Below are 14508 nucleotides of genomic sequence, written 5' to 3'. Positions count from 1 at the left end.
TTCTACTTTTTATCAGGTGTTTTTACAATTATATAAAGTATAACTATAAGTGGAACAGCAATCCATATTATTGGAGTTGCATAGTATACAAAAGTTGTAACTGCTAATAAAACAGGTGCTTTTTCACGAAATTCAATTGAATCATAAGGCAATCCGGCTACAACACTCCATGCTCGTAAAAAAAGACAAAATATTGACCAAACTATAAATAAAAAAATATAACCTAAAGTTTTTAAAAAAGTAGATTTATTATTAGATTTAGTTCCCACTTCGTTATTTTGACTAGTTTTATCTTCTTCATTCTCTACTTTATTTTCATTTATAATATTTTCTGTAGACATTCTATCTCCTCCTTAAATAATAGTTTTAATTGGATTACATTGTTAGTAATGAAACAAAATTTTGAGTAGTTTTTTAATGCTCATATTAAATAAAACTCTAATTTAAATGACCTATAGTATAGCACTTTAGAAATATTATTACAAATATTTCTATAAAATATTATCATATTTTTGTAAAATGTTACAATTATGTATTAATATCAAAAAAATCCGAGCATATACTCGGATTTTTCATTAAATTGATTTATTTTATTATTGACCTTCAACAAATCTGTCAATATATTCTTGATAAGTCATAAGTCTATCTTCAAATACATTTTCTTCAATATGAATAATTCTATTTGCGATTGTATTCATAAATTCAGTATCATGACTTGCAAATAAAATATTTCCCTTAAATGCCTTAAGTCCGTTATTCAAACTGATTATACTTTCAAGATCCAAATGATTTGTTGGTTGATCAAGGATTAAAACATTAGAATTTTTAAGCATCATATATGATAACATCATTCTAACTTTTTCTCCCCCAGAAAGTTTTTGAGCAGGTTTTAATGCTTCATCTCCCGAGAACAACATTCTTCCCAAAAATCCTCTGATATAAATTTCAGATTGCTCTGTTGAATACTGTCTTAACCAGTCAATCAAATTATATGGAGTGTCTTTGAAAAATTCTGTATTGTCCTTTGGAAAATAAGATTTTGAAGTTGTAACTCCCCATTTAAAACTTCCGCTGTCAGCTTCCATCTCTCCTGCTAAAATTTTAAAAAGAGTTGTAATTGCAAGTTCATCTCCGATAAAACCAATTTTATCATTTTTATTTACCATAAATGAAACTTTGTCTAAAACTAATCTTCCCTCAACTGTCTTTGAAATTTCATTAACTTCTAAAATTTGATTTCCAACTTCTCTTTCCATTTCAAAACCAACAAAAGGATAACGTCTTGTTGAAGGTTGAATATCTTCAATTTGAATTTTATCAAGTAATTTCTTACGGCTTGTAGCTTGTTTTGACTTACTCTTATTTGCAGAGAATCTTGCGATAAAGTTTTGTAATTCTTTAATTTTATCTTCTTTTTTCTTGTTTTGGTCTTTTAACATCTGTGCTGCAAGTTGACTTGACTCATACCAGAAATCATAGTTACCAACAAAAATCTTAATCTTTTTAAAGTCAATATCTACCATATGAGTACAAATATTATTTAAAAAATATCTATCGTGGCTAACTACAATTACAGTTCCCTCATAGTCCATAAGGAAATTTTCAAGCCATAAAATACTCTTGATATCCAAGTCATTTGTAGGTTCGTCAAGGATTAAAATTTCAGGATTTCCAAAAAGCGCCTTTGCAAGTAAAACTTTAACTTTTTCCTTACCTGAAAGTTCACTCATCTTTTTCTCATGTAATTCAGTTCCAATACCGAGACCTTGTAAAAGAGAAGAAGCATTTGCCTCTGCGCTCCAGCCGTCCATATCGGCAAATTCCGCTTCAAGTTCAGAAGCTAAAATTCCATCTTCATCCGAAAAATCTTCCTTTGCATAAATGGCTTCTTTTTCTCTAATGATTTCCATTAAACGAGCATTTCCCATAATTACAACATCAATTACTTTTTCATCTTCAAACTTAAAGTGATCTTGTTCCAAAAAGCTCATACGAGTATTTGGCTTAATAGAAACACTTCCAGTATCAGGTTCAAGTCTTCCCTCTAAAATCTTAAGAAAAGTTGACTTTCCTGCTCCATTTGCACCAATTACTCCATAACAATTTCCCGGAGTAAAAGATAAATTTACATCATCAAAAAGTTTTTGCCCTTGAAAACTCAAACTTAAATCTATTACACTAATCATTTTCTCACCTCATAATAATATTACTTAATTCAATTAAACATAAGTTAGATTATACTATATTTTGTTTAAATAATCAACTAAAAAATGAGCCTTAAAGACCCATTTTTAAATAATAATATTTTTTTATTACATAAATGCTTCTGCTACAAATTTTAATATGAATAGTAAAGCTAAAATATATACTACCGGGGAAACTTCCTTTCCTCTACCTGAGATTAATTTTAATACAGCATAAGAAACTATACCAAAAACAATTCCATTTGCTATTGAATATGATAGAGGCATCATAATAATAGTTAAAAATGCAGGCAATGCTTCTGTATAATCCTCAAAATCAATTTTCTTTATTCCAGTAATCATAAATAATCCAACTACAATTAATGCAGAAGATGTTGCATAAGTAGGAATTACTGCAAAAATAGGTTGGAAAATCAAAGCCAATAAGAAAAGAATAGCTGTAACTATTGAAGTAAGTCCTGTCCTTCCGCCTTCTGCAACTCCCGCTGCACTTTCAACAAATGTAGTTACCGTTGAAGTTCCTAACATTGCTCCAGCAGTTGTTCCTATAGCATCTGCAAAAAGAGCTTGTCTTGCTTTTGGTAAATTTCCATCTTTGTCTAACATATCAGCTTTTGATGCAACCCCTACTAAAGTTCCTACTGTGTCGAATAAGTCAACAAATAAAAAAGCAAAAAGAGCTACAAACATTTCAGTTGATAAAACTTTGCTAAAATCAAATTTCATAAATATAGGAGCTATGCTTGATGGCTTACCTATAATTGCCTTTGGAAGTTCAGAAACTCCACAAATTATTGACACTGCTGTAGTGGCTAACATCCCAAATAGAATTGCACCTGGAACTTTTTTTACAAGTAAGAAAATAGTAAATAAAATACCAAAAATTGTAATTAATGAAGTAGTACTTGTAATTGTTCCTAAGTCAAGAGGTATTCCCTTTCCTTGTTTAACAAGTCCAGCTTGATACAATCCTAAAAATGCTATAAAAATACCAATTCCTGCGCTTACTGCTTGTTTAAGTGAATATGGCATAGCATTTACAATCATTTCTCTAACTTTTGTAAAAGTTAAAATTAAAAATACAATCCCCTCTAATAAAACAGCAGTTAAAGCAAATTGCCAACTGTATCCTTTACCAATTACTATAGTATAAGCAAAGTAAGCATTTAAGCCCATACCTGGAGCTAATGCAAAAGGATAATTTGCAAGTAGTGCCATTATAACTGTTCCTATGAATGATGCGATTGCTGTTGTTGTAAATACTGCTCCTTTATCCATTCCTGCCTCGGATAAAATTGTAGGATTTACAACTAATATGTACGCCATAGTCATAAATGTGGTAATACCTGCTAAAATCTCTGTTCTAACAGTTGTTTTGTGTTCCTTGAGTTTGAAAAAATTTTCAAAAAACGTGCTCATAATTCCTCCTAAAAAAATTTTTTTGCAAAAAACAAAAATAACTCTTAAAAAATAACAGCTAAAAAATAAACGCCCAAAAAGTAGGCTTCAAGCGAAACCTACCTTCTGGGCTTTTCTCCCTTAGGTGTAGTGCATAGCACCTGCACAGCTTGGACCTGCAAGAAAAATCTTCGGAACCCTATGTGCACTTTCTCTTTGAGTTATCAATATCACATCAATATAATAACAGCAAATAAATCTTTTGTCAATATCTATTTATTAGCTAATATTCTCAATTTAATTTTAAAAAAGGAATAATAATTCTTTATGATTTAATATTCCTTTATTAGTCTGATTAACAGGGATTTATTTTCGATATTCCTTTACTTTACGAGAATACTTATCTAACAATTTTCTCGAATATTTTTTTTCGTTTTTTGAATCTCTAACCTCTTTCCAAAGAATAGAAGCAACTTTTAACTTATTTGAATAGTCTAAACTAGATTCATCAGAGCAAAAATCTTTTAAAAATTGATTCCATTCACATACTGAATTATCATACTTTGCATAATCCGATTTTCCATAATACACATTTAGCATATCCTGAATTGTAAAATTCAAATCTTTGTCTTTTTTTACTTTTCTCCAAGATGTCGCCATATCAGCATTAAATTTAAATGGTGAAATTCCTGTTAAATTAGAAAAGTATTCTCTAAACTTTGCATTAAAGGAAAAACCACACTCAAGTAATGGCGTATCTAAAGTAATATTTTCCACTTTCTTCTTTTCTTTTTTTATTACAGTCTTTTTAATGATATTTCCTTTAAAATACTCCTCAATAGTACAATTAAGTTCTTGTTTTGTCCCTCTATATTCTAAACCTAGTAATTTACATATTTGAGAAAGTTCTTCACGATACCAATAATATTTACAAAATTCTTCAAACGTTTTAATTTCTTGAAACTCCGGTCTTTTTGTCAATGTTTTTCCTCCTTAAAAATCATCTTTATTCTCTCTTAGTTATTTTCATATATATTTTCTAAAAATTTATAGATATCAAGATAAACTTTATCTTTATCAATTTCATTTAAAACTTCATGACGCATTTGTGCATAAAGTTTTATTTTTATATTTTTTAATCTGACTTTTTTATATTTTCTATAGCCCTTTAAAACTCCTTTTCCATAACCACCAACAGGATCAGCTTTACCTGAAATAAACAAAATCGGTAATTTTTTATTTATTTTTTCAATATTATTTTTATTAGATGCTTCTTTTATTAAAGTCAACAAATCTAGAAAAAAAGTATTTGTACAAAGAAAACCACAATCTTTATCTAAAATATAGTTATCAACAACTTTTTCATCTCTTGTCAGCCAATCAAAATCTGTATTTTTATTTTTAATTCTAGAATTATATCCTTTAAAGCCCAGTCTATTTACAAATTCACTTTTTTTAGTTCCATTTTTTCTCGATAAAATTCTAGCTAATAACATTGCAAATCTGTGTTTCATTCCATATTGTTCAGTCGTTCCACAAATTATTGCTCCGTCAACCGAGTCAGAATATTTATTTAAAAAATTTCTAACTATAACTGAGCCCATACTATGTCCAAATATTACAACTTTTTTATTAGGAAATTGCCCTTTTATATATTTATTAAGGTCGTAAACATCTTCGACAAGTTTTATATTACCTTCCTTATCAGCAATATGACCTTTCTCTTCTTCGTCTTCACAAGTTTTTCCATGTCCTCTATTATCCATTCCAAAAACTCTGATTCCATGTTTTTCCAAGAACAGAGCAAAGTCTTTATACCTTCTTATATGTTCAGCCATTCCGTGACAAATTTGCAGAACTATTTTCGGATTTTTTAAATTTTCAGAAAAGTCGATGCAGCATAATTTTTTATTGTCAAGACTTGAATATATATAAAATTCTTTCATAAAACACCCCGTAATCACAATATATATTTATTTTACCACAAATTGCTAAATAAATATAGTTAAAAAAACTCATTTCTACAAATGTAAAAATGAGTTTAAAAATTAAAGTGATTCTGCATGATATGAACTTCTTACCAACGGACCTGAGTTTACTCTTAAAAAGCCCATGTCAAAAGCTATATCTCTATATCTATCAAATTGTTGAGGATGTACATATTCTTTAACAGCAATATGGAACTTTGTAGGTTGCAAATATTGTCCCACAGTTACCATATCGCATCCAACATCTCTGAGTGCTTTGAAAACTTCAACAACTTGTTCTTCAGTTTCTCCAAAGCCTACCATAAGTCCTGATTTTGTTTTAAGTCCACATTCCTTTGCATATCTTAATACCTCTAAACTTCTTTGGAAGTTTGCAGCAGGTCTAACTTTTGGATAAAATGCAGGAATTGTTTCAACGTTATGGTTTAACACATCAGGCTTTGTTTCATAGATTATATCCATTAATTCTTTTCTTCCTGACATATCTGGAATCAAAAGTTCTATAGTAGTTTCAGGATTGTACTTTCTACATTGTCTTACGACCTCAGCAAATTGATTTGCACCTTCATCAGGCAAATCATCTCTTGTTACTGATGTTACAACAGCATGTTTTAATCCTAAAATTTGAACAGCTTTAGCAAGATTTTCAGGTTCATTTAAATCAACGGGATCAGGTGCATGTCTTGTTACATTGCAAAAAGTACAGTTTCTTGTACAGTTTCTCCCTAAAATCATAAAAGTTGCAGTCCTTCTTGAATAACATTCCATCTTGTTAGGACAATTTGCTTCATGACAAACAGTATGTAAGTTTAAACCTTCAATCATACTTTCAACATCTGTTGTATTTTTATCTCCCTGAATTTTTAATTTTAACCATTCAGGCTTTCTCATTATTTCTGCTTTTTTTCTTAGCATATTACACCTCTTAAAATAATTTAATTATATCATCAATAAAAACTTTTTTATCCATTGACTTAATGTATCTATCAATTTCAATATCCTTAAGAGCTTCTTCAACAGCTTCTTTAGAACATTGAACTCCTTTTAATATACTACATAATTTATCTATACCCAATTCACTAAAGAAATCCCCTTCTATCGAAATGTCTTTGATTCTTCCATTTTCAACATCAATGCCTATTTCCACAACTCCACAAGAATACTTTTCAGCCTTTCTATTTTTCTTTAAAGAGCCATTTCCATAATTCCAATCTTTTGTTGCAAAAAGGGAATCTCTTATTTCATAGATTTTTTTCATCTCTTCTTCAGTTAAAATCGTAGTATCAGTTATATTATATTCTTTTTTTATGTATTCAATTGCTTTATCCATAAAGCTTTCGACATCCATATCAATCATATCACCAATAAATCCAACTCTAGATCTTACGGATTGAACAGCTTTTCCTTTAAATTTAATATCTCTTGATTTTAAAGAATTAGTTAGATTATATAAATTTGCCTTAAACAAAAAAGTTCCATGATGTAGGATTTTTTCTTTATTTTGATATTGGGCATTTCCACTTACCTTTGCCCCATCTATTTGAATGTCATTTCTTCCTGTGAATTCTGCATTAAGTCCCAAAGAATTTAAGAAATTAACAACGGGTTTTGCAAATTTTTTAAAAGATGAATCTACATCATCACCAGTTTTTTTGGTTATAAAACTATATTGCATATTTTCCGTATCGCAATATATTGCACCACCACCGGATAATCTTCTGATTACATCCATATTATTTGCATTTGTAAAATTTAAATTTACTTCTAAATCAATATTTTGATATCTCCCAATCAAAATACAAGGTCTATTTCTCCAAAGCATAAAAATATCTTCATCATAATTTTCCATTAGATAAAGCTCGATTGCGTGATTTAATGCAGGATCAAAATTTTTATTTTCAACAAAAATCATAATATTTCTCCATAAATTAATTTTAACTTAACTATATTTTACCACAAAATAAGTTATAAAAATAGTGCACAAAAAAAGAAAACCAAAATGATTTTCTTTAAATTTTTAATAACTTTCTTAAGTTTTGAACTATTACTATTGTAAAAAGCACTGCTATTCCAGTTAAAACCATTGTTCCACCAGGCTTTAACCCCTGATAAAAAGATATAACAATTCCAGCAATAGTAAATGCCATTCCAAATAGTACTGAGTAAATAACAGTTTGAAAATACGATTTTGAAATCCTTAATGCACATGCGACGGGAACTACCATAAGTGATGAAACCATCAAAACTCCAACAGTTCTTGAAGCTATTGAAATGGAAAGAGAAATCAAAAATGTAAAAATTATATTTACAGTTTGAACTTTAATTCCTGCAAGCCTTGCTCCGACTTCATCAAAAGAAACATATAAAAGTGCTTTGTATAAAACTATAAAGACTGTTATTACAATGAAAAATACCAATGTAACTAAAATAACTTCAAAATCACTAATTGCTACAATGCTCCCAAATAAAAAGCTGTTGAAATTAGCCGCTCCCTTTACAAAATCAGAAAGAACAGCTGCAAGCCCAATACCTAAACTCATCATTATTGCTGTTGATATATCCGAATTTTTCGGAAAATATCTTCTCATAATTTCAATAGAAAAACTTGCAATTGCACAGGAAATTATGGCAGTTATAATTGGATTTACTCTAAAAATAAGACCAATTGTAACACCAGCAAGAGAAACATGGGACAAGGCATCTCCAATCATAGAATTTCTCTTATTTACCATAACAACTCCAATGCAAGGTATAACAATGGATAGCATAATTCCAACTAAAAAAGCTCTTCTCATAAATTCAAGTTGAAACATTATCTTACCACCACTTTCTTATCTTTTATTTCTACAACCTTTGTCAAATTATCTTTCATAATCTCAAGCTCATGAGTTACAAGCAGAATTGTAATTCCATGCACTCTGTTTAGATGTGTTAAAATCTTAAAAAGTTGATTTTTACTTTCTTTGTCAATACCAGTTGTAGGTTCATCAAAGATTAAAATCTTTGGGTTATTAATCAAAGATTTTGCAATCATAATCCTTTGTTGTTGTCCACCACTCATTTTATTTATAGGTGTATTTGCAAACTCAAGCATATTAACTTGAGATAATGCTCTTTTTGCAAGTTCATTATGACTTTTTCTAGAAAATTTGAAAAAGCCCATTTTTTCATAAAGATTTAAAGTTACAATCTCTAAAGCAGTTATCGGAAAGTTAGGAATATTACTTGCATTTATCTGTGGAACATATCCAATTGTATTCCATTCTTTAAAATTTTTAATATTTGTATTTGATATAAATATCTCTCCACTTGAAGGATTAAGTTCTTTTAAAATGAGTTTTAACAAAGTGGATTTTCCACTACCATTTGCTCCAATTATAGCTATAAAATCTTTCTCTTTAATATCAAAAGAAAGATTTTTCTAAAACATTAATACCTCCACTATAAGAAAAAGATAAATTTTTTATTGAAATAATATTATCCATACTTCTCCTATTTTGTAGCTTCAACTAAAGCTTTTAAATTTTCTTCCATAAGTTCAAAATAATCTTTATTTTCCTTAGCTTGTTCTTCTGTTTGTCCCTCTATTGTATAAAGCATTTTAACTTCTCCACCAATTTCTTTAGCAATAGTTTCTTCGACCTTATTTTCACTTAATTCTTCATAGAAAACATATTTTATTCCCTCATTTTTTGCGAGTTCTATAACTTCTTTCATCTTTGCCAAATTAGGTTCAGAATCAGAAGTTAAATTTTCAATCGGAATTTGTTTTAAACCATAGTCCTTAAGTAGATAAGCAAAAGCTTCATGGGAAGTTATAATTGACTTGATTTTTGCATTTTGCAACTGTTCAGAATATTTTTTATCCAAATCATCAAGTCTATTTTGAACCTTGGCTAAATTTTCTCTATAATATGTCTCATTGTCTTTATCCATCTTAACAACTTGATCACAAATATTTTTTGCAATAACTTTCATATTTCTTAGACTTAACCAAATATGTGGATCATATTCACCATGATGATGTTTTTCTTCGCTTTCATGATTTTCATTTTCTTCATGCTCTTCTTCCGCTTTCAAAAGATTAACGTCTTTTGAAACTTCAACAATATTTAAATCTTTAATAGATGCCTTGAATTTATCCATCCAACTTTCTAAGCCTAAGCCATTTACTAAAATTACACTACCTTCAGATAAATTTTTCATATCTTGGGCAGTTGGTTCCCAATGATGAACTTCTTGCCCATTAGGAATTAATTTTCTAACTTCCATTTTATTTCCAACAATTTCCTTTGTTATACTTTGTAATGGATAAAATGATGTATATATTACTTTTTTATTTTCTTTTACTTCGTTCATTTCGTTGTTTTTTACTTTTTCTTTGCCACAGGCTGTAAAAAGTGATATAATAATGGCAAAGGAAATGATTTTAGTTATGATTTTTTTCATAATGACTCCTTTTTAATTAATCAATATTATTTGCATTTGCAAATAGCACTCATTTACATACAGAATATTATATACCCATTTTGTCGAAAAATCAAGCAAAGGAGAGTATTTATGAAAAAGGCTTTTTTGAAAACTCTAAAAGATAATGATTTAAAAATCACAAAAAATAGAATGGCAATTCTTAAAGAATTAGAAAAAAGAGAAGTTCCTACTACAGCAGAAGATATTTACAATGCAATCTCTACAAAAGGCGAAAAATATAGTATTTCAAGTATATATAGAGCATTGAATCAATTTTGCGAAAAAAATATTGCAAAAAGAACTGCAGAAATAGATGGAACTACATATTATCAATTAAATAATGGACATATTCACAGTTTAATTTGTGAAAAATGCAAAAAAATAATACCGATAAATCATTGCCCAATACATAGTTTAATCGATGACATAGAAAATAAAACAGAATTTATCGTAACAGGTCATTATTTAGAAATCAAAGGTATTTGTAAAAGTTGTCAGAAAAAACTTTCAAAAGAAGAATTGGAATTTATAAAAGATTCCAGTAAAGAACCAGATAGTAAACATAAATGTAAAGATGAACATTGTATATAATTATTTATAAAAATTATTATTAAAGACTTGACAAAGTTTTTATAAATTGATATAATATACAAGCATTTAATATGAATGTAAAGTTTGGTGGGTGTGGCCTAGCTGGTTAGGGCGTCAGATTGTGGCTCTGAAGGTCATGGGTTCGAATCCCATCATCCACCCCATATATGCAGGAATGGCGGAACTGGCAGACGCGCTAGACTTAGGATCTAGTGTCATTGACGTGGGGGTTCAAGTCCTCTTTCCTGCACCATGTTACTATTTGTAATAGTTTAAAAGTAGAGTTTTTGACTCTACTTTTTTTCTTTACAAAATAAAAAAGGAGTTGTTATGAAAAAAGTTATAAATATAGAAAAAACAGACTCTAATTTTGAAGACTATACCCTATTTGATATAGAAACAACTGGTCTTAGTAGAACTAAAGATTTTATGTATATGTTTGGAATTTGTGAAAAAAAGGGAAAAGAATTAATTTATTCTCAATATTATATCGAAGATGAATCAGAAGAAAAAGAACTCATTTTAAAGGTAAAAGAGCTTTTAAATTCAAAAAAAGTAATCTCATATAATGGAGACAGGTTTGATTTTCCATTTATTAGAAAAAAGATGGAAAAGTACAATATTTCAAAAGTTGACTTTGAGAATATAGATATTTATAGACAATTCCAAAAAATAAATTTTTTTCTTGATGAACCTAGTCTAAAAGCTATAAATTTAGGAAAAAGACTTGGATTTGATGTTCATGACCATGTTAATCAGCAGGAAATGCCTAAAATTTATAAAATGTATCAAGAGCTTAAGGATAAGGAGATGCTTTCAAAACTTATTTATCACAATTATATTGACTTGCAAGTTTTAAGCTATATTTATGAATACAAGGAAAGCATCTTAAATAAAATTTTGACTATAAATAATAAAAAATTTAAAGGAATTTTAAAAAATATTTATCTTCAAAAAAATTATCTTATTGCTAGACTTTCAAATATAGAAAAAGCAGAAATAAATTTTCATCAAAATAATTACAGTATTACAAGCAATAAATATGAAATCAAAATAGCTTTAGAATTAGAAGAAGGTCTAATTGAAAACAATATAAAAGCCAAAGTTTTTAAATCAAAATATGAAAATAAGATATTTAAAAAATCTCAGAATTTAACTGAAAACTTTATTCTGATAATAAAAAATAATAAAATAATTAAAGAAAATTTACTCCTTTTACTGAATTTAATTTAATCTCGGTAAATTGATAAAAAATCCTTTAATTTTTTCATCTTTTAGTGTATAATAATATTGGAGGGTTGTTATGTAGTTGTTGGTGAAATTTAGGAGTTTGCTATGGACGTTGGAGACAAAATATTTTATCCTATGCATGGTGCAGGATTGATTAAAAGTATAGAAAACAAGTACTTAGGTGACGATTGCGAACGATTTTATGTGATTGAACTTCCAATGGAGCAAAATTTGCATATATTTATTAAAGAAGTAGATATTGATAAGTTTGAGTTTAGACAACTTGTCAATGAAGATACCCTTGATAAAGTTTACAATTATCTTAATGATGTCGATTGCCCTATGCCTAATAATTGGGTACAAAGATACAAAGAAAATACACAAAGACTTAAGTCTTCAGATATTTTTAAGATAGCTTATGTCTTTAAAGGCTTAGCTATTAGAAATGAGAAAGGTAAACTTTCTTTAAAAGAATTGTTTATGTTAAACCTTGCAAGACGAATTTTAATTTCTGAATTTGTTATGGTCAGCGGTTTTCCGAAAAACAAAATCAACAAAATAATAGATTATTCTATGGAACACTAGGAGGAAGGTATGCTTAAAATTTTAAGGTACTTGACCCTTATTTTTGGTGGGCTTATAGGAATTTTATTAGCTTACGCATTTGGTCAAGTAACAGAATTAGAATTAAATAAATCTGTTTTAGTTTCAATTTATTCTATTTTTGCAATTATTTTTGGTATTATTTTTTATTTATTATTCCCGATAATTTTTAAGAAACTTACAGATAATTTTGATGATATGATTAAAAAAGTTCAAAAAACTCCAACTTCAGATATTGTTTCTGCAATTGTTGGACTTATAATTGGATTAGTTATAGCTTTTTTAATTTCTTTACCAATTTCTAATATTAAATTTCCAGTAATTGGAAATTTACTAAGTGCAACAATTACTATATTTATATATATCGCACTTGGATTTATTGGAATTAAAATTGCAAGAGACAAAAAAGAAGAAATATTGAAATTTAAACTTTTTTCAAGAGAAAAAAATATTAAAAAAGGACACTCTTGTCCTAAAATTTTAGATACTTCTGTTATAATTGACGGAAGAATTTACGATATAATAAAAACTGGATTTTTAGAAGGTCCAATTATTATTGCTATGTTTATGGTTAAAGAATTGCAATATATTGCAGATTCTGAAGACCCAAATAGAAGACAAAGAGGTAGACGAGGACTTGATATTTTAGATTTACTACAAAATGAAAAAAATATTGAAATAAAAATTGTAGATAAAGATTACAAGAATATCAAAGAAGTTGACCATAAACTTTTAAAATTGACAGAAGATTATCACGGAAAACTTATTACAAATGACTACAATTTGAACAAAGTTGCATCTCTTCAAAAAATTTCTATACTTAATATAAATGAGCTTGCTCTTGCAGTAAAACCAGTTGTAATCCAAGGTGAAAAGCTCATTGTTGAAGTTATCAATCGCGGTAAAGAACCTGAACAAGGTCTTGGTTATCTTTCTGACGGAACTATGATTGTAGTTGAAGATGGGAAAGATTATATTGGTCAAACAATAGAAACAACTGTAACGAGTATATTGCAAACTCCCGCAGGTAAAATGATTTTTACTAGAAAGAATTTAAAATAGATATATTATGTAATTACAAGGGAGGATTTTATGAACGAGAGAATTTACAAATCAACTTCTTTTCAAGTTGTAAAGGAATTAGTAATATTGGTTGCAGCCTGTGCATTTTTAGCATTTATTCTACGATTTTTTGTTCAACTTTATGTTAATGTAATTATCGTATCAATTGTGGCTATTTCATCATTAGTTATGACTCTTGGAGACAGAAAGTTATATGTTAAAGTTACTGATGAAACACTCACAATAGTGAAAGGTAAAAAAATTGATGAATATGTAATAGATGAATGTGCAATTAAAGCTAGAGTTAAGAATGATATTTTTACTTTATATGTTATCGATTCAAATGATAACACTAAAAGTTATGATTTATCATTATTAGGTTACAATCAGTTCCAAAAACTTATTGAAGATCTTAGTATAGTCGGAGATAAAGCAGAATCAATTACGCTTAAAGCGGAATAAATATATAGGAGGAAATTATGAATAATTTTTCACAAATGATTAAAAATATGGGTATTATGGCTTATATCATTCCTGCTGTTTTTATTGTTTACATTGTTGGAATGATTATTTGGATGAAAAAAAGAAAACAAGGATATGATAAATGGCTTTCAGATCATCCTGATGCGGTTAAAATCTATTTAAATACTGGTTTTAATGCAATTACTACAAAAACACTTTCTGGAACAATTTTAAGTCCAAATGCTTATCCAAAAATCGCTTATGAAGGAACTAAGTCTGTAATTTATGCATTACCAGGAACTGTTGATGTAGAACTTACTTACAGCTATACAAGACCTGGAGTTCTACATAAAAATGTAACTACAACTTGGGGACCTACAAAACTTTCACTAGAAGTTGAAAAAGGAAAAACTTATTCTTTAACTTTTGATAAAGATGAAGAAACTTTTAAATTCAGTGTTGAAAGATAATCAGAAAAAGTAAAACTTCGACATAATTGT

Annotated in this window: 16 protein-coding genes and 2 tRNA genes; 8 read left to right on the top strand and 10 right to left on the bottom strand. The window is 28.4% G+C overall.

Going from position 1 to position 14508, the window contains the following annotated elements; translation table 11 throughout:
* Positions 1 to 2: 2 nt before the first annotated feature.
* From WFJ11_RS00660 to WFJ11_RS00615, 10 genes are all read right to left on the bottom strand, one after another.
* Positions 3 to 341 (bottom strand): hypothetical protein, encoded by a 339-nt coding sequence (locus tag WFJ11_RS00660; RefSeq protein ID WP_338817458.1) that lies wholly within the window; start codon positions 339 to 341, stop codon positions 3 to 5.
* Between the two features lie 252 nt (positions 342 to 593).
* A complete protein-coding gene (locus WFJ11_RS00655; RefSeq protein ID WP_338817457.1) occupies positions 594 to 2186 on the bottom strand; it encodes an ABC-F family ATP-binding cassette domain-containing protein in 1593 nt (530 codons plus the stop codon).
* 126 nt (positions 2187 to 2312) lie between these two features.
* Positions 2313 to 3623 carry an NCS2 family permease gene (locus tag WFJ11_RS00650; RefSeq protein ID WP_313961300.1) on the bottom strand — a complete coding sequence of 437 codons (1311 nt, stop codon included), beginning with the start codon at positions 3621 to 3623 and terminating at the stop codon, positions 2313 to 2315.
* A gap of 345 nt (positions 3624 to 3968) precedes the next feature.
* A complete protein-coding gene (locus WFJ11_RS00645) occupies positions 3969 to 4583 on the bottom strand; it encodes an SAP domain-containing protein (protein WP_313961301.1) in 615 nt (204 codons plus the stop codon).
* Positions 4584 to 4618: 35 nt separating this feature from the next.
* The gene (locus WFJ11_RS00640; protein ID WP_313961302.1) at positions 4619 to 5548 is read right to left on the bottom strand and encodes an alpha/beta fold hydrolase; all 930 of its coding nucleotides are present in this window, start codon (positions 5546 to 5548) and stop codon (positions 4619 to 4621) included.
* A 102-nt stretch (positions 5549 to 5650) separates the two neighbouring features.
* Positions 5651 to 6505, bottom strand: a complete 855-nt coding sequence (lipA, locus tag WFJ11_RS00635) for a lipoyl synthase (RefSeq protein ID WP_009354854.1) — start codon at positions 6503 to 6505, stop codon at positions 5651 to 5653.
* A gap of 10 nt (positions 6506 to 6515) precedes the next feature.
* Positions 6516 to 7502, bottom strand: a complete 987-nt coding sequence (locus WFJ11_RS00630) for a lipoate--protein ligase (protein ID WP_313961303.1) — start codon at positions 7500 to 7502, stop codon at positions 6516 to 6518.
* 97 nt (positions 7503 to 7599) lie between these two features.
* Positions 7600 to 8403 (bottom strand): metal ABC transporter permease, encoded by an 804-nt coding sequence (locus WFJ11_RS00625; protein ID WP_009354672.1) that lies wholly within the window; start codon positions 8401 to 8403, stop codon positions 7600 to 7602.
* Positions 8403 to 8966 (bottom strand): metal ABC transporter ATP-binding protein, encoded by a 564-nt coding sequence (locus WFJ11_RS00620; RefSeq protein WP_338817757.1) that lies wholly within the window; start codon positions 8964 to 8966, stop codon positions 8403 to 8405. Before WFJ11_RS00620 ends, WFJ11_RS00625 begins: the two co-directional genes overlap by 1 nt.
* Positions 8967 to 9082: 116 nt before the next feature.
* Positions 9083 to 10039 carry a metal ABC transporter solute-binding protein, Zn/Mn family gene (locus WFJ11_RS00615; protein ID WP_338817456.1) on the bottom strand — a complete coding sequence of 319 codons (957 nt, stop codon included), beginning with the start codon at positions 10037 to 10039 and terminating at the stop codon, positions 9083 to 9085.
* A 111-nt stretch (positions 10040 to 10150) separates the two neighbouring features.
* On the opposite strand from WFJ11_RS00615, the gene WFJ11_RS00610 reads away from it, so the two are divergent.
* The 8 genes from WFJ11_RS00610 to WFJ11_RS00575 all read left to right on the top strand — a co-directional run bounded on the left by WFJ11_RS00610 (position 10151) and on the right by WFJ11_RS00575 (position 14478).
* Positions 10151 to 10651: a Fur family transcriptional regulator gene (locus tag WFJ11_RS00610; RefSeq protein ID WP_009354671.1), complete on the top strand. Its 501-nt coding sequence runs from the start codon at positions 10151 to 10153 to the stop codon at positions 10649 to 10651.
* Between the two features lie 87 nt (positions 10652 to 10738).
* Positions 10739 to 10815 (top strand) — tRNA-His (locus WFJ11_RS00605).
* 5 nt (positions 10816 to 10820) lie between these two features.
* Positions 10821 to 10904: transfer RNA gene (locus tag WFJ11_RS00600), tRNA-Leu, on the top strand.
* 77 nt (positions 10905 to 10981) lie between these two features.
* Positions 10982 to 11884: a ribonuclease H-like domain-containing protein gene (locus WFJ11_RS00595; protein ID WP_338817455.1), complete on the top strand. Its 903-nt coding sequence runs from the start codon at positions 10982 to 10984 to the stop codon at positions 11882 to 11884.
* Between the two features lie 102 nt (positions 11885 to 11986).
* Positions 11987 to 12466 (top strand): CarD family transcriptional regulator, encoded by a 480-nt coding sequence (locus tag WFJ11_RS00590; RefSeq protein WP_009354432.1) that lies wholly within the window; start codon positions 11987 to 11989, stop codon positions 12464 to 12466.
* Positions 12467 to 12475: 9 nt separating this feature from the next.
* Positions 12476 to 13546 (top strand): PIN/TRAM domain-containing protein, encoded by a 1071-nt coding sequence (locus WFJ11_RS00585; RefSeq protein ID WP_313961307.1) that lies wholly within the window; start codon positions 12476 to 12478, stop codon positions 13544 to 13546.
* A 30-nt stretch (positions 13547 to 13576) separates the two neighbouring features.
* A complete protein-coding gene (locus tag WFJ11_RS00580; protein ID WP_313961308.1) occupies positions 13577 to 14008 on the top strand; it encodes a hypothetical protein in 432 nt (143 codons plus the stop codon).
* A 17-nt stretch (positions 14009 to 14025) separates the two neighbouring features.
* The gene (locus WFJ11_RS00575) at positions 14026 to 14478 is read left to right on the top strand and encodes a hypothetical protein (protein WP_293439565.1); all 453 of its coding nucleotides are present in this window, start codon (positions 14026 to 14028) and stop codon (positions 14476 to 14478) included.
* Positions 14479 to 14508: the final 30 nt, after the last annotated feature.

Origin of the sequence: Parvimonas micra (assembly GCF_037482165.1) — a bacterium.
Classification (GTDB): domain Bacteria; phylum Bacillota; class Clostridia; order Tissierellales; family Peptoniphilaceae; genus Parvimonas.
This window is presented reverse-complemented; position numbering and strand designations above follow the sequence as displayed.